Source organism: Enterobacter sichuanensis (assembly GCF_002939185.1).
Lineage (GTDB): Bacteria > Pseudomonadota > Gammaproteobacteria > Enterobacterales > Enterobacteriaceae > Enterobacter > Enterobacter sichuanensis.
Map to the genome: position 1 here is coordinate 44140 of NZ_POVL01000030.1, position 18357 is coordinate 62496.

Genomic DNA, 18357 nt, shown 5'->3' on the forward strand with positions numbered 1-18357 from the left:
GTCTGGCACCGTTAATCTGAAAAGTCGCTGCTGATTTTCTGTTGGCGTCGTGGTAATAGTGAAACACTGTTGCAAAATTCCAGGTAAAACCCCATGCCCGAACCTGCCGCTGAACCGGCGCTGAGCGGACTGCGCCTCAATCTGCGCATCGTGTCCGTCGTGATTTTCAACTTTGCCAGCTATTTGACCATCGGCCTGCCGCTGGCGGTCTTGCCGGGCTATGTCCATGACGTTATGGGCTTCAGCGCATTCTGGGCGGGGCTGGTGATTAGCCTGCAGTATTTCGCCACGCTCCTGAGCCGCCCGCATGCCGGGCGCTACGCGGACCTGTTCGGTCCAAAAAGCATCGTGGTTGTCGGGTTGTGCGGCTGTTTCCTGAGTGGGCTGAGCTACCTGCTGGCTGCCACAACCAGCCACTGGCCGCTGGTCAGTCTGGTGTTGCTCTGCCTGGGCCGCGTCATCCTCGGCATTGGGCAAAGCCTGGCGGGAACCGGGTCAACGCTGTGGGGCGTGGGGGTGGTCGGTGCGCCGCACATTGGACGGGTGATCTCCTGGAACGGCATTGTCACCTACGGCGCAATGGCGCTGGGCGCCCCGCTTGGGGTGATGTGTTATGCGTATGGCGGTCTCTACGGGCTGGCGGGCACCATCATGCTGGTCGCGCTGGTGGCGATCCTCTTTGCCCTGCCGCGCCCGAAAGTCAAAGCCAGCAAAGGTAAACCACTGCCGTTCCGGGCGGTGCTCGGACGGGTCTGGCCATACGGGATGGCGCTGGCGCTGGCGACCACCGGCTTCGGGGTCATCGCCACCTTCATTACCCTGTTTTACGATGCCAAAGGCTGGGACGGCGCCGCCTTTGCGTTAACCCTGTTCAGCTGTGCGTTTGTGGGCGCGCGGTTACTTTTCCCTAACGGTATCAACCGTCTGGGCGGGCTGAACGTGGCGATGATCTGCTTTGCGGTGGAGATGGTTGGCCTGCTGTTGACCGGCATAGCCATGGCACCATGGGTCGCGAAAGTGGGCGTCTTCCTCGCGGGGGCGGGCTTTTCACTGGTCTTCCCGGCACTGGGTGTGGTGGCAGTTAAAGCCGTGCCGCCGCAGAATCAGGGGGCGGCGCTGGCGACCTATACGGTATTTATGGATATGTCATTAGGCATTACCGGCCCGCTGGCGGGTCTGGTGATGGCCTGGGCAGGCGTACCGGTTATCTATCTGGCCGCGGCGGGTCTGGTGGTGATTGCCTTGATGCTGACATGGCGGCTAAAAAAATGGCCCCCGGTGCAGGCACCGGAGGCCACGTCATCATCGTGAAGCGTTACTGGATCACGATGGTGTTAATGATGTTTTCCGCAGCCGTTTGCGCTTTCTGCTGATCTTCCGCTGGCAGGGTGATCTGCAGGGTCAGCAGTTTGTTATCGACCTTGCCCAGCACAACAGAAGAGTAAGCGGTCTGGCCTTTTGCAGAGATGATGCTGTCCAGCTGCTGCAGCGTGTGGCCTTTCAGTTCGATGGACTTGTTGGTGACCACCTGCAGCTGCGGATCGCGGCTGCGCTGCTGATCTTCCAGGCGTTTGGACAGGACGGCCAGGTCTTCGCTGGTGTCGTCGCCAACAATCACAATGACCGCTTTCTGACCGGTTGCGTCGGAGTAAACGTGCATATTGTTCGCCTGCGTACCCAGCTTGCCGCTCTGGTCAGTCATATCGGCTGGCAGAGAGAAACTGAGTTTGCCATCCATCAGATTCACCGGCTGACCGGTTGCGTTGCTCTCAGCGGATGCACCCTGAGCAGGCGTTTTCGTGTCGCTGTTATCACAGGCTGCAAGACCCACAACCAGCAGGCCAATCCCGACATATTTAACCAGATTGCGCATTGACTTCTTCCTTTCGATAAACGGCCATAACGGCTCATTCGCTCATCTTATCACAACTGATAAAGCGAACCTTTAACCAGCCTGTAATGCTGTGATTTCAGATTTATCTGCCAGCCTTTTCAGCAGCATATTCAACAGGACGCCGTACATGGGCAGGAAGAAGACAATGCTGATGAGCACCTTGAAGCAGTAGTCCACCAGGGCGATCTCCATCCAGTGTTCGGCCATAAACGCATCCGGACTGTGCCAGAAGGCGATGAAGAAGAACGCCAGCGTATCGCTGACGTTGCCGAACAGCGTCGAGGCTGTGGGGGCCATCCACCAGCGATGATTCTGACGCAGGCGATTAAACACATGCACGTCGAGGATCTGCCCCAGCGCATAAGCCATAAAGCTTGCGGTGGCGATACGGGCGACAAACAGGTTGAAGTGGGTCAACGCCTCAAAGCCCTGCCAGCTTCCCATATAGAACAGGGAAGAAATCACGTACGAGATGAACAGCGCCGGAAGCATGACGGCAAAAATAATGCGTCGGGCCAGCGGTGCGCCAAAGATACGTACGGTTAAATCCGTGGCGAGGAAGATAAACGGAAAACTGAACGCGCCCCAGGTTGTATGAAAACCAAAAATGGCGATCGGGAGCTGCACCAGATAGTTGCTGGAGGTGATCACCAGCAAATGGAAAAGTGAAAGCCAGAACAACGCTTTTACGCGCTGTGATTCAGAAAACTGCGTCATATTGTGACCTTTTTATACGTTGGGGTGAGGGAACCCAATAAAAACCGCAGAATGATACTGCTTTGGCAGGACATTGCAATGGTTAGTTTTTACGCAATCGTTAACCTGGTTTGCATTGACTGCCACGGGGCGTAAACTACAGCCGTTTTTACCTGACCGAGAAGATCATGACCGACCTGTTTTCCAGCCCAGACCACACCCTTGACGCCCAGGGCCTTCGCTGCCCGGAACCGGTAATGATGGTACGTAAAACCGTGCGCAACATGCAGACCGGAGAAACGCTGCTGATCATCGCCGACGATCCGGCAACGACCCGCGATATCCCCGGGTTTTGTACCTTTATGGAGCATGAGCTGGTGGCACAGCAGACTGACGCGCTGCCGTATCGGTATTTGATTCGTAAGGGTTAAGTGGGCTGCCCTCTGCGGCCTGATGCCCTCACCCCGGCCCTCTCCCACAGGGAGAGGGAGAACGTCATCCTTTCATCCACGTCCGGATCCCGTCCAGGAACATCTGCGTTGCCATCATCACCAGAATCAACCCCATCAGACGCTCCAGCGCGTTCACCCCTTTCTCGCCCAGCAGGCGCAGGAACAGCGACGACTGCAGCAGGATAATAAATGTCCCGCCCCAGGCGATCAGTAAAGCAATCACCAGATGGCTCATCTGATTGGGATACTGATGCGACAGCAGCATCAGCGTGGCCAGAATGGTCGGTCCGGCAACGAGGGGGATCGCCAGCGGCACAATAAACGGCTCTTCACCGGCGGGCAGGCCGCTGCTGCTGCCTTCCGCGCTCGGGAAAATCATCTTAATGGCAATCAGGAACAGAATAATCCCGCCGGAAATCGAAACGGTTTCGGCGCGCAGGTTCAGGAACGCGAGGATCTTTTCACCGGCAAACAGGAAGATAAACATCACCAGCAGGGCGATGAGCAGCTCGCGGATCATGATCGCGCGGCGGCGCTTCGGCTCGGTATGCTTTAGCACCGACATGAAGATCGGCAGGTTTCCCAGCGGATCCATTATCAGGATCAATAAAACCGCGGCGGAAATGATTTCACTCATGTAAATTATCCCTGAAACTCTCTATGGTTATTATGATGATTAGCTCTTTTTCTGATAGCCGGGCAATCATCGATTAATTTCGCTTGCGACTTTGGCAGCATTTTGTAATGTGAAGCATATCCCAGTTCAATACTGGCTTGCACAATCAGCACACACCCCTTGCAGGAAAAAAATGCTATGAAAAACGTTGGTTTTATCGGCTGGCGCGGTATGGTCGGCTCTGTACTCATGCAACGCATGGTTGAAGAGCGCGATTTCGACGCCATCCGCCCGGTCTTCTTCTCCACTTCCCAGCTTGGCCAGGCTGCGCCGTCCTTTGGTGGTTCCACCGGTACGTTGCAGGATGCTTACGATCTGGAAGCGCTGAAGGCACTCGACATTATTGTGACGTGCCAGGGCGGCGATTATACCAACGAAATTTATCCGAAGCTGCGTGAAAGCGGCTGGCAGGGCTACTGGATCGACGCAGCCTCGTCGCTTCGCATGAAAGACGATGCCATTATCATCCTCGACCCGGTTAACCAGGGCGTGATCACCGAGGGTCTGAACAAGGGCGTGAAAACCTTTGTCGGCGGCAACTGTACCGTCAGCCTGATGCTGATGTCCCTCGGCGGCCTGTTCGCGCAGGACCTGGTAGAGTGGGTCTCCGTGGCGACCTACCAGGCGGCGTCCGGCGGCGGCGCGCGTCATATGCGTGAGCTTCTGACCCAGATGGGCCAGTTGCATAACAGCGTCGCGACCGAGCTGGCCAACCCGGCGTCTGCGATCCTTGATATCGAGCGTAAAGTCACCCAGCTGACCCGCAGCGGCGAGCTGCCGGTGGATAACTTTGGCGTACCGCTGGCCGGTGGCCTGATCCCGTGGATTGACAAACAGCTGGATAACGGCCAGACCCGCGAAGAGTGGAAGGGCCAGGCCGAGACCAACAAAATCCTCAATACCGCGAACACCATTCCGGTTGACGGTCTGTGCGTGCGTATCGGCGCGCTGCGCTGCCACAGCCAGGCCTTCACCATTAAACTGAAAAAAGATGTGTCTATTCCGACCGTGGAAGAGCTGCTGGCCGCGCACAACCCGTGGGCGAAAGTGGTGCCAAACGATCGCGATATCACCATGCGTGAACTGACCCCAGCAGCCGTAACCGGCACGCTAACCACGCCGGTTGGCCGTCTGCGTAAGCTGAACATGGGGCCGGAGTATCTCTCCGCGTTCACCGTGGGTGACCAGCTGCTGTGGGGGGCCGCCGAGCCGCTGCGCCGCATGCTGCGCCAGCTGGCGTAATAATTTGTTAACTACCGGGGGTGATTTTCACCCCCTTTTTTTGCGTACTACAGGGAGTAAAACGCAGATGTCTTATTTTTTATCAGGAGTCATGTAGAGCGTTGGCTATGCTTTAAGGAAGAGTCATTTCTTACCTGAGGTTAGGACGGGCTGACAGGATGCTCGTTCAGGTCACATTAAAGTCGTCCCGGGCGCTAAAAAGGACGACATAAAAAAACAGGATGAATACCATGTCCGATCGTATTTCGAGAGACGTGATTAATGCGCTTATTGCGGGTCATTTTGCCGACCCCTTTTCTGTGCTAGGGATGCACCGTACTGAGGCCGGGCTCGAAGTCCGTGCGTTGTTACCGGATGCGACGGAAGTCTGGGTGATTGAACCCAAAACCGGCCGCAAGGTGGGTAATCTGGAATGCCTCGATTCGCGTGGCTTCTTCTCAGGCGTCATGCCTCGTCGTAAAAACCCCTTTCGTTACCAGCTCGCCGTCATTTGGCACGGCCAGCAAAACCTGATTGACGACCCCTATAGCTTTGGCCCGCTCTTAAAAGAGATGGACGCCTGGCTGCTGTCCGAAGGGACCCATCTGCGTCCTTATGAAACGCTGGGTGCCCATGCGGATACGATGGATGGGATCACCGGCACGCGGTTTGCCGTGTGGGCGCCCAATGCCCAGCGGGTCTCCGTGGTGGGGCAGTTCAACTACTGGGACGGGCGACGTCACCCGATGCGCCTGCGCCGGGAAACCGGCATCTGGGAGCTGTTTATCCCCGGGGCGCACAACGGGCAGCTCTATAAGTTCGAGATGATCGATGCCAACGGCAAGCTGCGCATTAAATCCGACCCTTACGCCTTTGAAGCGCAGATGCGCCCGGACACCGCCTCGCTGATCTGCGGCCTGCCGGAGAAAGTTGTGCAGACCGAGGAGCGCAAACAGGCCAACCGATTCGATGCGCCGATCTCCGTCTATGAGGTGCATCTCGGCTCCTGGCGTCGCCACACGGATAACAACTTCTGGCTGAGCTACCGCGAGCTGGCGGACCAGCTGGTGCCGTACGCCAAATGGATGGGCTTTACCCACCTTGAGCTGCTGCCGGTAAACGAACACCCGTTCGACGGCAGCTGGGGCTATCAGCCCACCGGGCTGTACGCGCCGACCCGCCGCTTCGGCACGCGTGATGACTTCCGCTATTTCATCGATGCCGCGCACGCCGCCGGGCTGAACGTCATCCTCGACTGGGTGCCGGGCCATTTCCCGGCGGACGATTTCGCGCTGGCCGAGTTTGACGGCACAAAGCTGTACGAGCACAGCGATCCGCGTGAAGGCTATCACCAGGACTGGAATACGCTGATCTATAACTACGGGCGTCGTGAAGTCAGCAACTACCTTGTCGGGAACGCGCTGTACTGGATCGAGCGCTTCGGCATTGACGCCCTGCGCGTGGATGCGGTGGCGTCGATGATCTACCGCGACTACAGCCGCAAAGAGGGCGAGTGGATCCCGAACGAATTTGGCGGCCGCGAAAACCTGGAAGCGATTGAGTTCCTGCGTAACACCAACCGCATTATCGGCGAGCAGGTTGAGGGCGCGGTGACGATGGCGGAAGAGTCGACTGACTTTGCCGGCGTCTCCCGTCCACCGTCAATGGGCGGTCTGGGCTTCTGGTACAAGTGGAACCTCGGCTGGATGCACGACACGCTCGACTACATGAAACTCGATCCGGTTTATCGTCGTTATCATCACGACAAGATGACCTTCGGGATGCTCTACAACTACACCGAAAACTTCGTGTTGCCGCTGTCACACGATGAAGTGGTTCACGGCAAAAAATCGATTCTTGACCGGATGCCTGGCGATGCCTGGCAGAAGTTCGCCAACCTGCGCGCCTACTACGGCTGGCTGTTTGCCTTCCCCGGTAAAAAGCTGCTGTTTATGGGCAACGAGTTTGCCCAGGGGCGGGAGTGGAACCACGACGCCAGCCTCGACTGGCATCTGCTGGAAGGGGGCGACAACTGGCATCACGGGGTGCAGCGTCTGGTGCGCGATCTGAACCATACCTATCGCCACCACAAGGCACTGCACGAGCTGGACTTTGATCCTTACGGCTTTGAGTGGCTGGTGGTGGATGACCATGCGCGCTCGGTGTTTGTCTTTGTGCGTCGTGACAAGGCGGGTAACGAGATTATCGTCGCCAGCAACTTCACGCCCGTTCCGCGCCACCATTACCGCTTCGGGATTAATCAGGCGGGTAAATGGCGTGAAATTCTCAACACCGATTCAATGCATTATCACGGCAGCAACGCCGGTAACGGCGGGCTGGTACAGAGCGATGCCATCGAAAGCCACGGTCGGCCAAACTCCCTGAGCCTGACGCTGCCGCCGCTTAGCACTATCTGGCTGGTGCGGGAGGGCGAATGACGCAGCTTACGGCAGGTAAACCCGAACCGCTCGGGGCGAGTTTTGACGGAAAGGGGGTTAATTTCACCCTCTTTTCCGCCCATGCTGAGCGAGTAGAACTGTGCGTGTTTGACGGTGAAGGTAACGAGCACCGTTACGATTTACCTGCCCGCACCGGGGATACCTGGCACGGTTACCTGGCCGGAGGGCGGCCAGGGTTGCACTATGGCTTTCGCGTGCACGGTCCGTGGGAACCCGCGCAGGGACACTGGTTTAACCCTGCGAAGCTGTTGATTGACCCGTGTGCGCACCGCGTGGACGGTGAATTTAAAGACGACCCGCTGTTCCACGTGGGCTACGGCGAGCCCGACCACCGCGACAGCGCGCCCGTCGCGCCAAAAAGCGTGGTGGTGAACGATCTCTATGACTGGGAAGACGATGCCCCGCCGCACACGCCGTGGGGCAATACCGTCATTTATGAAGCCCACGTCAAAGGGCTGACCTACCTGCACCCGTCGATCCCCAAAGAGATGCGCGGCACCTACAAGGCGCTTGGGCATCCGACGATGGTCGCCTACCTGAAACACCTTGGCATTACCGCCCTGGAACTGCTGCCCGTCGCCCATTTCGCCAGCGAGCCTCGCCTGCAGCGGCTGGGGCTGAGCAACTACTGGGGCTACAACCCGCTGGCGATGTTCGCGCTTGAGCCGCGTTATGCCGTCCATCCTGACAAGGCGCGGGACGAGTTTCGCGACGCGGTGAAGGCGCTCCATGCGGCGGGTATTGAGGTCATTCTGGACGTGGTGCTGAACCACAGTGCGGAAAGCGATCTCGATGGCCCGACGCTCTCCATGCGCGGAATTGATAACCGTAGCTATTATTGGATCAGGCAGGATGGCGATTATGAGAACTGGACCGGCTGCGGTAACACCCTCAATCTCAGCCATCCGGCGGTCACGCATTTTGCGTATGAATGCCTGAAATACTGGGTAGACACGTTCCACGTCGACGGTTTTCGTTTCGACCTCGCGCCCGTCATGGGGCGCAGGCCGGCGTTCAGCCAGCAGGCGCCGCTGTTTGAGGCGATAAAAAATTGTCCGGTGCTCTCGCAGGTGAAGCTCATCGCGGAGCCGTGGGACATCGGTGAAGGCGGCTATCAGGTCGGGAATTTCCCGCCGCTGTTTGCCGAGTGGAACGATCATTATCGCGATGCCGTGCGCCGCTTCTGGCTGGAGCGGAATCTGTCGCTGGGGGAATTTGCCGGACGCTTTGCCGCATCCAGCGATCTCTTTAAGCGTGACGGTAAACACCCGTCAGCCACCATCAATCTGTTAACGGCGCATGACGGTTTTACCCTCAGGGACTGCGTTTGTTTCAATCAGAAACACAATGAGGCAAACGGCGAAGAGAATCGCGATGGCACTAACAATAACCATAGCTTTAATCATGGTATAGAAGGATTAGGCGGAAGTCTGGATGTTATCGAGCGGCGACGCGCCAGCGTACATGCGCTGCTGACAACGCTTTTATTGTCGCAGGGCACGCCGATGTTGCTGGCAGGCGATGAGCATGGCCACAGTCAGCACGGTAACAACAATGCGTATTGCCAGGACAACACCTTAACCTGGCTCGACTGGGGAGAAGCGAACAGCGGTTTGATCCACTTCACCGCGGCGCTGATCCATCTTCGCCAGCACATTCCCGCACTGACCGCCGACCGCTGGTGGGAAGAGGGTGACGGAAACGTTCGCTGGCTGAATAAAGACGCGCAACCGTTAAGCGCGCAAGAGTGGCAACACGGCGTACCCCGCCTGCAGATCCTGTTGTCGGATCGCTGGCTGGTCACGCTGAACGCGACGGATGACGTCGCAGAGATTGTTTTACCTGACGGGGAATGGCGCGCCGTTCCCCCCTTTGCCGGAGCGGATAATCCGGTAGTAATGGCTGTCTGGCACGGGCCTGCGCACGGAGTGTGCGTATTCCAAAGATGATAAAAAAGGAGTTAGTCATGGTTAGATTAGAGAAGAACGATCCCTTAATGTTGGCACGCCAGCTACCATTAAAAACGGTTGCCCTGATCCTTGCGGGTGGGCGTGGTACCCGTCTGAAAGATTTGACCATCAAGCGCGCCAAACCGGCTGTGCACTTTGGTGGTAAGTTCCGCATTATCGACTTTGCGCTCTCCAACTGCCTGAACTCTGGCATTCGCCGCATTGGCGTCATTACGCAGTATCAGTCGCACACGCTGGTTCAGCATATCCAGCGCGGCTGGTCATTCTTCAGCGAAGAGATGAACGAGTTTGTCGATCTGCTTCCTGCTCAGCAGCGCGTTCACGGGGAAAACTGGTACCGCGGTACGGCGGATGCAGTGACGCAGAACCTCGACATCATTCGCCGCTATAACGCGGAATACATCGTGATCCTCGCCGGGGACCACATCTACAAGCAAGATTACTCCCACATGCTCATCGACCACGTCGAAAAAGGGGCGCGCTGCACCGTGGCGTGTCTGCCGGTGCCCGTTGCTGAAGCGACGGCGTTTGGCGTGATGCACGTGGATGCGGATGACAAAATCATCGACTTCGTTGAAAAACCGGCGAACCCGCCAACCATGCCGGGAGATGACACCAAATCCCTCGCCAGCATGGGGATCTATGTCTTTGATGCCGATTATCTTTATGAGCTGCTGGAAGAAGACGACAAAGACGAAAATTCTAGCCACGACTTCGGTAAAGACATCATTCCGAAAATCACCAAAGCTGGCATGGCGTATGCACATCCATTCCCGTTGTCCTGCGTGCAGTCAGACCCGAATGCGGAACCTTACTGGCGCGATGTGGGAACGCTGGAAGCGTACTGGAAAGCGAACCTCGACTTAGCCTCCGTCACGCCTGAGCTGGATATGTACGATCAAAACTGGCCGATTCGTACGCATATGGAATCGCTGCCGCCGGCCAAATTCGTTCAGGACCGCTCCGGTAGCCACGGTATGACGCTGAACTCGCTGGTGTCCGGCGGGTGCATCATTTCAGGCTCGGTGGTGGTGCAGTCGGTACTGTTCCCCCGCGTGCGGATAAATTCATTCTGTAATATCGATTCGGCAGTCTTGCTGCCGGATGTCTGGGTAGGGCGTTCGTGTCGTCTGCGTCGTTGCGTAATCGACCGTGCCTGCGTCATCCCTGAAGGGATGGTCATTGGGGAGAATGCGGAAGAAGACGCGCGTCGTTTCTACCGTTCGGAAGAGGGGATCGTGTTAGTCACACGGGAAATGTTGCGGAAGCTGCAAATCAAACAGGAGCGATGATGCAGGTTTTACACGTATGTTCTGAGATGTTCCCGTTATTAAAGACGGGCGGTCTGGCAGATGTACTTGGTGCATTACCGGCGGCGCAAATCGCCGGAGGCGTGGATACCCGAGTCCTGCTGCCCGCCTTCCCGGATATCCGGCGCGGTATACCTGATGCGAAAGTGGTGACCCGCCGTGACACGTTTGCCGGACGCATTACCCTGCTGTTTGGGCATTACAACGGTGTAGGGATCTACCTGATCGACGCGCCACACTTATACGACCGACCGGGCAGCCCGTATCACGATACGAACCTGTTCGCCTATACCGACAACGTGTTGCGCTTTGCGCTGCTTGGCTGGGTCGGTGCAGAAATGGCGACGGGGCTGGATCCGTTCTGGCGCCCGGATGTCGTGCATGCGCACGACTGGCACGCCGGGCTGGCCCCGGCATACCTGGCCGCGCGCGGCCACCCGGCGAAATCGGTCTTCACCGTGCATAACCTGGCCTATCAGGGGATGTACTATGCCCATCACATGAGTGAAATCGATCTGCCATTATCGTTCTATAACATGCATGGGCTGGAATTTAACGGGCAGATTTCGTTCCTGAAAGCCGGGCTCTATTACGCCGATCATATTACCGCCGTGAGCCCAACCTACGCCCGCGAAATTACCCAGCCTGAGTTTGGCTACGGTCTGGAGGGGCTGTTGCGCCAGCGCCATCGTGAAGGGCGCCTGTCGGGCATTCTGAACGGCGTCGACGAACAGATCTGGAGCCCGGAAACCGATCTCCTGCTGGCGTCGCGCTATGGCCGTGATTCGGTGGAAGACAAAGCGGAAAACAAACGCCAGCTGCAGATTGCGATGGGCCTGAAGGTTAACGACAAAGTGCCGCTGTTCGCTGTAGTGAGCCGCCTGACCAGCCAGAAAGGGCTGGATCTGGTGCTGGAGGCGCTGCCCGGTTTACTGGAGCAGGGGGGACAGCTGGCCCTGCTCGGGGCAGGCGACCCGGTGCTGCAGGAAGGTTTCCTGGCCGCCGCCGCGGAACATCCGGGGCAGGTGGGCGTGCAGATTGGTTATCACGAGGCGTTTTCGCACCGCATTATGGGCGGCGCAGACGTCATCCTGGTGCCAAGCCGTTTCGAACCCTGTGGCCTGACGCAGCTCTACGGTCTGAAATACGGCACCCTGCCGCTGGTACGCCGCACGGGCGGGCTGGCGGATACGGTATCCGATAGCTCTCTGGAAAACCTGGCGGACGGTATCGCCAGCGGGTTTGTCTTTGAGGACAGTAATGCCTGGTCGCTGCTACGGGCGATTCGGCGTGCTTTCGTCTTGTGGTCCCGTCCATCGCTGTGGCGTTACGTCCAACGTCAGGCGATGTCCATGGACTTTAGCTGGCATGTCGCGGCGCAGTCGTACCGCGATCTTTATCAACGCTTGATGTAACGAGGCGAAGTTACTGATATGAACGCTCCCTTTAGCTACTCTTCACCCACGCTCAGCGTTGAGGCGTTAAAGCACTCCATCGCCTACAAGCTGATGTTCACCATCGGGAAAGATCCGGTTATCGCCAACAAGCACGAGTGGCTGAACGCCACCCTGTTTGCGGTGCGCGACCGCTTAGTGGAACGCTGGCTGCGCTCAAACCGCGCCCAGCTCTCGCAGGAAACGCGACAGGTTTACTACCTGTCGATGGAATTTTTGATTGGCCGCACGCTGTCCAATGCGCTGTTGTCGCTCGGTATTTATGACGACGTCAAAACCGCACTGGAAGAGATGGGGTTAGATCTAGAAGAACTGATCGACGAAGAGAACGACCCGGGCCTCGGTAACGGCGGTCTGGGGCGTCTTGCCGCCTGCTTCCTCGACTCGCTGGCGACGCTGGCGCTGCCGGGCCGCGGCTACGGTATTCGCTACGACTACGGCATGTTCAAACAGAATATCGTCGACGGGCGCCAGAAAGAGTCACCGGACTACTGGCTGGAGTACGGTAACCCGTGGGAGTTCAAACGCCACAATACGCGTTATAAGGTGCGTTTTGGCGGGCGTATTCAGCAGGAAGGGAAAAAATCCCGCTGGGTGGAAACCGAAGAGATCCTGGCCGTGGCCTACGACCAGATTATCCCCGGCTACGACACCGATGCCACCAACACGCTGCGCCTGTGGAGCGCGCAGGCCAGTAGCGAAATCAACCTCGGTAAATTTAACCAGGGTGACTACTTCGCGGCGGTGGAGGATAAAAACCACTCCGAGAATGTGTCCCGCGTGCTGTACCCGGACGACTCGACCTATTCCGGTCGCGAGCTGCGCCTGCGTCAGGAATATTTCCTCGTCTCCGCGACGATTCAGGATATCCTCAGCCGCCACCATCAGCTGCACAGAACCTACGCCAATCTGGCGGAGAAAACGGCGATTCACCTCAACGACACCCACCCGGTGCTCTCCATTCCGGAACTGATGCGCCTGCTCATTGACGAGCATAAGTTCAGCTGGGACGACGCCTTTGAGGTGACCTGCCAGGTGTTCTCGTACACCAACCACACGCTGATGAGCGAAGCGCTGGAGACCTGGCCGGTGGATATGCTGGGCAAGATCCTGCCGCGCCATCTGCAGATTATCTTTGAGATTAACGACTACTTCCTCAAGACCCTGCAGGAGCAGTACCCGAACGATACTGGCCTGCTGAGCCGGGCATCCATCATTGATGAATCCAACGGCCGCCGCGTGCGCATGGCCTGGCTGGCGGTGGTGATCAGCCACAAGGTGAACGGGGTATCTGAGCTGCACTCAAACCTGATGGTGCAGTCGCTGTTTGCGGACTTCGCGAAGATTTTCCCGACGCGCTTCTGCAACGTTACCAACGGCGTTACGCCGCGCCGCTGGCTGGCGCTGGCTAACCAGCCGCTCTCTGAGGTGCTGGACGAGAATATCGGCCGCACCTGGCGTACCGATTTGAGCCAACTGAGCGAGCTTGAACAGCATATTGATTTCCCGACGGTGAATAAGGCCGTGCGCGAAGCCAAGCTGCTGAACAAAAAACGGCTGGCGGTCTGGCTGGCGCTCCACCTCAACGTGGTGGCTAACCCGAAAGCGTTGTTCGACGTGCAGATCAAACGCATCCACGAATACAAGCGTCAGCTGATGAACGTGCTGCACGTGATCACCCATTACAACCGCATCAAGGCCGATCCAACGGCGGAATGGGTTCCGCGCGTGAAGATCTTTGCCGGTAAGGCGGCTTCCGCCTATTACATGGCGAAGCACATCATTCATCTGATCAACGATGTGGCGAAGGTGGTAAACCAGGATCCGGATATTGGTGACAAGCTGAAGGTGGTGTTTATCCCGAACTACAGCGTCAGCCTGGCGCAGCTGATCATCCCGGCGGCGGATCTCTCTGAGCAGATCTCCACCGCGGGAACGGAAGCCTCCGGCACCAGTAACATGAAGTTTGCCCTCAACGGCGCGCTGACTATCGGTACCCTGGACGGGGCGAATGTCGAGATGCTGGAGCATGTGGGGGAAGACAATATCTTTATCTTCGGTAATACGACGGAAGAGGTGGAGGCGCTGCGCCGGAAAGGCTACTCGCCGCGTGAATATTACGAAGAGGATGAAGAGCTACGTCAGGTGCTGACGCAGATTGCGACCGGCGTGTTTAGCCCTGAGGAGCCGGGCCGTTACCGCGACCTGGTGGATTCGCTGATTAACTTTGGTGACCACTACCAGGTACTGGCAGATTATCGCAGCTATGTGGATTGTCAGGACAGGGTGGACGAGCTGTACCGTCAGCAGGAGAAGTGGACCAGTGCCGCGATGCATAACATCGCCAATATGGGGTATTTCTCGTCTGACAGGACCATCAAGGAGTATGCCGAGACGATCTGGCATATTGATCCGGTGCGGTTGTAAAAGAAAGCCGGGTGGCGGCTACGCCTTACCCGGCCTGGTCGATCCCGTAGGCCCGGTAAGCGGTAGCGCCACCGGGCTTTTTTTTCACATCAAGAAGCTAACGACAATTCACGCTTCCCCGCATGCTGCAGCAACCACTGCGCCACGCGGGACTGCTGTTCGGCGTTAAGCCACATCCCTTCTTTGGTACGACGCCAGATGGCATCGTCCAGACGGCGAACCCATTCGTGTTCGACCAGATAACGCAGCTCGGCTTCGTACAGCTCGTGACCGAAATGTTCGCCCAGATCGGCAAGCGCTTTCGCGTCACCCAGGAGCAGTTCGGTGTTGCTGCCGTAGGTGCGGGCATAGTGGCGTGCCATCCCCTCGGTGATGAACGGGAAGCGACGACGCAGCTTCGCGGCGTAATCATCGCGGTTGCCGCCAATATCACCGCCGGGCAGTACCGCGTCTTTGGTCCATGCCGGGCCAATGCCTTTGTAGTACGGTGCCAGTTTTTCCAGCGCGTGCTCGGCCAGCTTACGGTAGGTGGTGAGCTTACCGCCAAACACCGACAGCAGCGGCGCCTGACCGTCTACATCGTGAATATCAAGCGTATAGTCGCGGGTGATGGCCTGCGGGGAATCCGATTCATCATCGCACAGCGGACGCACGCCGGAGTAAGTCCAGACCACGTCATCGCGCGACAGCTGTTTCTTAAAGTGCGCGTTATACACTTTCAGCAGGTAGTTAACTTCGCTCTCGTCGATCTCAACGTTTTTCGGATCGCCTTTGTACTCCACGTCGGTGGTGCCGATGATCGAGAATTCGTCCATCCACGGGATGACGAACACAATGCGCTTGTCTTCATTCTGCAGAATGTAGGCCTGTTTCTGGGTATGCACGCGCGGCACCACAATATGGCTGCCTTTGATCAGGCGAATGCCATACGGGGAGGGCAGATGCATGCCGTCGTCAAAGAACTGTTTCACCCACGGACCGGTGGCGTTCACCAGGCCGCGCGCTTTCCAGCTGAATTTCTCGCCGGTATCGATATCTTCCGCTTCGACAATCCACAGGCCGTTTTCACGGCGGGCGGCGGTGGCACGGGTGCGGGTTTTCACCTCGCCGCCTTTCTTCTCGACCATCTGCGCATTGGCCAGCACCAGGCGCGCATCGTCTACCCAGCAGTCGGAATATTCGAAACCGCGCACGATTTCAGGTTTAAGGACCGATTCTGAGCCAAAACGCAAACCGGTCGAACCCGGCAGGCTGGTGCGTTTACCCAGATGATCGTACATAAACAGACCGATTCGGATCATCCACGCCGGACGCAGATGCGGGCGATGGGGCAGGCGGAAGCGCATCGGAATCGCCAGATGCGGCGCCATTTTTAACAGCACTTCACGTTCAGCCAGTGCTTCACTGACCAGGCGGAATTCGTAGTGTTCCAGGTAGCGCAGGCCACCGTGAATCAGTTTGGAGCTGGCGGACGAGGTCGCACAGGCGAGATCGTTAGCTTCCAGCATCAGTACGGATAAGCCGCGTCCTGCGGCATCGACCGCAATACCGGCACCGTTGATGCCACCGCCTATCACAATCAGATCTTTGGTTTCCATAACACCCTCACGCACTTTCGTTAAAGCTCAGAAATGTTCGATATCGCTCATAATAGCAAAGGAACGCGCTTTTGGTAACATCAAAAAAACAATTTAGAGTGATATGGATAACATAATGGCGTTTACCCGCCGCCAGGACGTACACTACGCGGTAAAATCATGTCGCCGACCACTGTAAAGAGAACACCATGGATCAGTTTGAATGTATTAACGTAGAAGAAGCCCACCAGAAGATGCACCAGGGAAAAGCGGTGCTGGTGGACATCCGCGATCCGCAGAGTTTTGCGATGGGCCACACGCCAGGCGCGTTCCATCTCACCAACGACACGCTGGGCGCCTTTATGCGCGATAACGACTTCGACACGCCGGTGATGGTGATGTGCTACCACGGCAACAGCAGTAAAGGCGCGGCGCAGTATCTGCTTCAGCAGGGTTACGAGGCGGTATACAGCGTCGACGGTGGCTTCGATGCCTGGCATCGCCATTTCCCGGCGGAAGTGGAATACGCTTTTGAGCGCTGATCCCGCTATACTGTCCCCTTTTGTGTGGAAATAAGCGACCGCTGCCCATGTTGATGATCACCTCTTTTACCAACCCGCGCGTCGCCCAGGCGTTTGTCGACTATATGGCGACGCAGGGCGTTATTCTGACCATCCAGCAACATACACAGACCGACGTCTGGCTGGCCGATGAGAGCCAGGCCGGGCGGGTAAACGAGGAGCTGGCGCGTTTTCTGGAAAACCCTGGTGACCCGCGCTATCTGGCGGCAAGCTGGCAGTCGGGTCAGACCGGTAGCGGATTGCACTACAGCCGCTTTCCCTTTCTTGCCACCATTCGCGAGCGCGCAGGCCCGTTTACGCTGCTGCTGATGGCGGCCTGCATTATCGTCTTCATTATCATGAATGTGGTGGGCGACCAGAGCGTCATGATCGCCCTGGCGTGGCCGTATGACCCGTCTCTGGATTTTGACGTCTGGCGCTACTTTACCCACGCGCTGATGCACTTCTCGGTGATGCATATCCTCTTTAACCTGCTCTGGTGGTGGTATCTCGGCGGTGCCGTGGAGAAGCGTCTGGGCAGCGGGAAGCTGATCGTTATCACCATTATTAGCGCCCTGCTGAGCGGCTACGTGCAGCACAAATTCAGCGGCCCGTGGTTTGGCGGGCTCTCCGGCGTGGTGTATGCCCTGATGGGCTATGTCTGGCTCAGGGGCGAGCGTGACCCTGAAAGTGGCATCTATCTGCAGCGCGGATTAATAACCTTTGCGTTAATATGGCTTATTGCCGGATGGTTTGATCTGTTTGGTATGTCTATCGCCAATGGTGCGCACGTCACCGGGCTGGCCGTTGGGCTGGCGATGGCCTTTGCCGACACGCTCCATGCGCGAAAACGAACATAATTCTCAGGGATAATTGATGAAACAAACACAACGCCATGACGCCATTATCGAACTGGTAAAAAAACAGGGATACGTCAGCACCGAAGAGCTGGTTGAGCAGTTTGCCGTCAGCCCACAAACCATCCGTCGTGACCTGAACGACCTGGCCGATCAAAACCGCATTCTGCGCCACCACGGCGGAGCGGCGCTGCCGTCCAGCTCGGTCAACACCTCCTGGCACGACCGCAAAGCCACGCAAACGGCAGAAAAAGAGCGCATTGCCCGTAAAGTGGCCAGCCAGATCCCCAACGGGGCGACGCTGTTTATTGATATCGGCACCACGCCGGAAGCGGTGGCCCATGCCCTGCTGGATCACGAAAACCTGCGCATCGTGACCAACAACCTGAACGTGGCCAATACCCTGATGCAGAAAGACGATTTCCGCATTATTCTCGCCGGTGGTGAACTGCGCAGCCGCGATGGCGGAATTATCGGTGAAGCGACGCTCGATTTTATCTCTCAGTTCCGTCTCGACTTCGGCATTCTCGGGATTAGCGGCATCGACAGCGACGGCTCGCTGCTGGAATTTGATTACCACGAAGTACGCACCAAGCGGGCGATCATTGAAAACTCACGCCACGTGATGCTGGTTGTGGATCACTCGAAGTTTGGCCGTAACGCGATGGTCAACATGGGCAGCATCAGCATGGTGGATGCGGTCTATACCGACGTGATGCCGCCGGCGGGCGTTATGCAGGTGATTAAAGATAATAATTTGCAGTTAGAGTTGTGCTGAGAAGCCTTTCTCCCTCTCCCTGTGGG

General features: G+C 57.3%; 15 protein-coding genes. 11 read left to right on the forward strand and 4 right to left on the reverse strand.

What is annotated here, in order from left to right; genetic code table 11:
• Positions 1–93: 93 nt before the first annotated feature.
• The gene (locus C5687_RS14385; RefSeq protein WP_088244405.1) at positions 94–1311 is read left to right on the forward strand and encodes an MFS transporter; all 1218 of its coding nucleotides are present in this window, start codon (positions 94–96) and stop codon (positions 1309–1311) included.
• 4 nt (positions 1312–1315) lie between these two features.
• Here the strand turns inward: C5687_RS14385 and C5687_RS14390 are convergent, their stop codons facing one another.
• Together C5687_RS14390 and C5687_RS14395 are read right to left on the reverse strand one after the other, a co-directional pair.
• Positions 1316–1873, reverse strand: a complete 558-nt coding sequence (locus C5687_RS14390; protein WP_025759642.1) for a DcrB family lipoprotein — start codon at positions 1871–1873, stop codon at positions 1316–1318.
• 72 nt (positions 1874–1945) lie between these two features.
• A complete protein-coding gene (locus tag C5687_RS14395) occupies positions 1946–2611 on the reverse strand; it encodes a 7-cyano-7-deazaguanine/7-aminomethyl-7-deazaguanine transporter (RefSeq protein WP_045286763.1) in 666 nt (221 codons plus the stop codon).
• Positions 2612–2778: 167 nt separating this feature from the next.
• Here C5687_RS14395 and tusA point away from each other — a divergent pair, with 167 nt between their 5' ends.
• On the forward strand, positions 2779–3021 hold the full coding sequence (tusA, locus tag C5687_RS14400) for a sulfurtransferase TusA (protein WP_045286762.1): 243 nt from the start codon (positions 2779–2781) through the stop codon (positions 3019–3021).
• Positions 3022–3085: 64 nt separating this feature from the next.
• On the opposite strand, the gene yhgN is transcribed toward tusA, so the two are convergent.
• Complete coding sequence (gene yhgN, locus C5687_RS14405) at positions 3086–3679, reverse strand: NAAT family transporter YhgN (RefSeq protein ID WP_025759646.1); 594 nt, start codon at positions 3677–3679, stop codon at positions 3086–3088.
• A gap of 177 nt (positions 3680–3856) precedes the next feature.
• On the opposite strand from yhgN, the gene asd reads away from it, so the two are divergent.
• The 6 genes from asd (at position 3857) to glgP (ending at position 14559) form a co-directional block, all read left to right on the forward strand.
• On the forward strand, positions 3857–4960 hold the full coding sequence (gene asd, locus C5687_RS14410) for an aspartate-semialdehyde dehydrogenase (RefSeq protein ID WP_025759648.1): 1104 nt from the start codon (positions 3857–3859) through the stop codon (positions 4958–4960).
• Positions 4961–5190: 230 nt separating this feature from the next.
• Complete coding sequence (gene glgB / locus C5687_RS14415; protein ID WP_104557191.1) at positions 5191–7377, forward strand: 1,4-alpha-glucan branching enzyme; 2187 nt, start codon at positions 5191–5193, stop codon at positions 7375–7377.
• On the forward strand, positions 7374–9347 hold the full coding sequence (gene glgX, locus C5687_RS14420) for a glycogen debranching protein GlgX (protein WP_104557192.1): 1974 nt from the start codon (positions 7374–7376) through the stop codon (positions 9345–9347). The genes glgB and glgX overlap by 4 nt, the downstream gene beginning before the upstream one ends.
• 17 nt (positions 9348–9364) lie before the next feature.
• Positions 9365–10660 carry a glucose-1-phosphate adenylyltransferase gene (glgC, locus tag C5687_RS14425; RefSeq protein ID WP_008503066.1) on the forward strand — a complete coding sequence of 432 codons (1296 nt, stop codon included), beginning with the start codon at positions 9365–9367 and terminating at the stop codon, positions 10658–10660.
• A complete protein-coding gene (gene glgA, locus C5687_RS14430) occupies positions 10660–12093 on the forward strand; it encodes a glycogen synthase GlgA (protein ID WP_025759652.1) in 1434 nt (477 codons plus the stop codon). Before glgC ends, glgA begins: the two co-directional genes overlap by 1 nt.
• A gap of 18 nt (positions 12094–12111) precedes the next feature.
• Positions 12112–14559 (forward strand): glycogen phosphorylase, encoded by a 2448-nt coding sequence (gene glgP, locus C5687_RS14435; protein WP_059386870.1) that lies wholly within the window; start codon positions 12112–12114, stop codon positions 14557–14559.
• An 89-nt stretch (positions 14560–14648) separates the two neighbouring features.
• On the opposite strand, the gene glpD is transcribed toward glgP, so the two are convergent.
• Positions 14649–16157: a glycerol-3-phosphate dehydrogenase gene (gene glpD / locus C5687_RS14440; RefSeq protein WP_025758126.1), complete on the reverse strand. Its 1509-nt coding sequence runs from the start codon at positions 16155–16157 to the stop codon at positions 14649–14651.
• A 188-nt stretch (positions 16158–16345) separates the two neighbouring features.
• On the opposite strand from glpD, the gene glpE reads away from it, so the two are divergent.
• The 3 genes from glpE to C5687_RS14455 are packed head-to-tail and all read left to right on the forward strand — an operon-like array spanning position 16346 to position 18331.
• The gene (glpE, locus tag C5687_RS14445; protein ID WP_003861590.1) at positions 16346–16678 is read left to right on the forward strand and encodes a thiosulfate sulfurtransferase GlpE; all 333 of its coding nucleotides are present in this window, start codon (positions 16346–16348) and stop codon (positions 16676–16678) included.
• 47 nt (positions 16679–16725) lie between these two features.
• Positions 16726–17556, forward strand: coding sequence for a rhomboid family intramembrane serine protease GlpG (gene glpG, locus C5687_RS14450; RefSeq protein ID WP_025758124.1), 831 nt, complete (start codon positions 16726–16728; stop codon positions 17554–17556).
• Positions 17557–17572: 16 nt separating this feature from the next.
• Positions 17573–18331, forward strand: a complete 759-nt coding sequence (locus C5687_RS14455; RefSeq protein ID WP_025758123.1) for a DeoR/GlpR family transcriptional regulator — start codon at positions 17573–17575, stop codon at positions 18329–18331.
• Positions 18332–18357: the final 26 nt, after the last annotated feature.

What these genes read in the sequence shown, in the direction of transcription:
- tusA (WP_045286762.1), top strand. Translation starts at nt 2,779, where the DNA reads ATGACCGACCTGTTTTCCAGCCCAGACCACACCCTTGACGCCCAGGGC.
- yhgN (WP_025759646.1), bottom strand. Translation starts at nt 3,679, where the DNA reads ATGAGTGAAATCATTTCCGCCGCGGTTTTATTGATCCTGATAATGGAT.
- glgX (WP_104557192.1), top strand. Translation starts at nt 7,374, where the DNA reads ATGACGCAGCTTACGGCAGGTAAACCCGAACCGCTCGGGGCGAGTTTT.
- C5687_RS14395 (WP_045286763.1), bottom strand. Translation starts at nt 2,611, where the DNA reads ATGACGCAGTTTTCTGAATCACAGCGCGTAAAAGCGTTGTTCTGGCTT.
- glgP (WP_059386870.1), top strand. Translation starts at nt 12,112, where the DNA reads ATGAACGCTCCCTTTAGCTACTCTTCACCCACGCTCAGCGTTGAGGCG.
- C5687_RS14455 (WP_025758123.1), top strand. Translation starts at nt 17,573, where the DNA reads ATGAAACAAACACAACGCCATGACGCCATTATCGAACTGGTAAAAAAA.
- glpD (WP_025758126.1), bottom strand. Translation starts at nt 16,157, where the DNA reads ATGGAAACCAAAGATCTGATTGTGATAGGCGGTGGCATCAACGGTGCC.
- glpG (WP_025758124.1), top strand. Translation starts at nt 16,726, where the DNA reads ATGTTGATGATCACCTCTTTTACCAACCCGCGCGTCGCCCAGGCGTTT.
- glpE (WP_003861590.1), top strand. Translation starts at nt 16,346, where the DNA reads ATGGATCAGTTTGAATGTATTAACGTAGAAGAAGCCCACCAGAAGATG.
- glgA (WP_025759652.1), top strand. Translation starts at nt 10,660, where the DNA reads ATGCAGGTTTTACACGTATGTTCTGAGATGTTCCCGTTATTAAAGACG.
- asd (WP_025759648.1), top strand. Translation starts at nt 3,857, where the DNA reads ATGAAAAACGTTGGTTTTATCGGCTGGCGCGGTATGGTCGGCTCTGTA.
- glgC (WP_008503066.1), top strand. Translation starts at nt 9,365, where the DNA reads ATGGTTAGATTAGAGAAGAACGATCCCTTAATGTTGGCACGCCAGCTA.
- glgB (WP_104557191.1), top strand. Translation starts at nt 5,191, where the DNA reads ATGTCCGATCGTATTTCGAGAGACGTGATTAATGCGCTTATTGCGGGT.
- C5687_RS14390 (WP_025759642.1), bottom strand. Translation starts at nt 1,873, where the DNA reads ATGCGCAATCTGGTTAAATATGTCGGGATTGGCCTGCTGGTTGTGGGT.
- C5687_RS14385 (WP_088244405.1), top strand. Translation starts at nt 94, where the DNA reads ATGCCCGAACCTGCCGCTGAACCGGCGCTGAGCGGACTGCGCCTCAAT.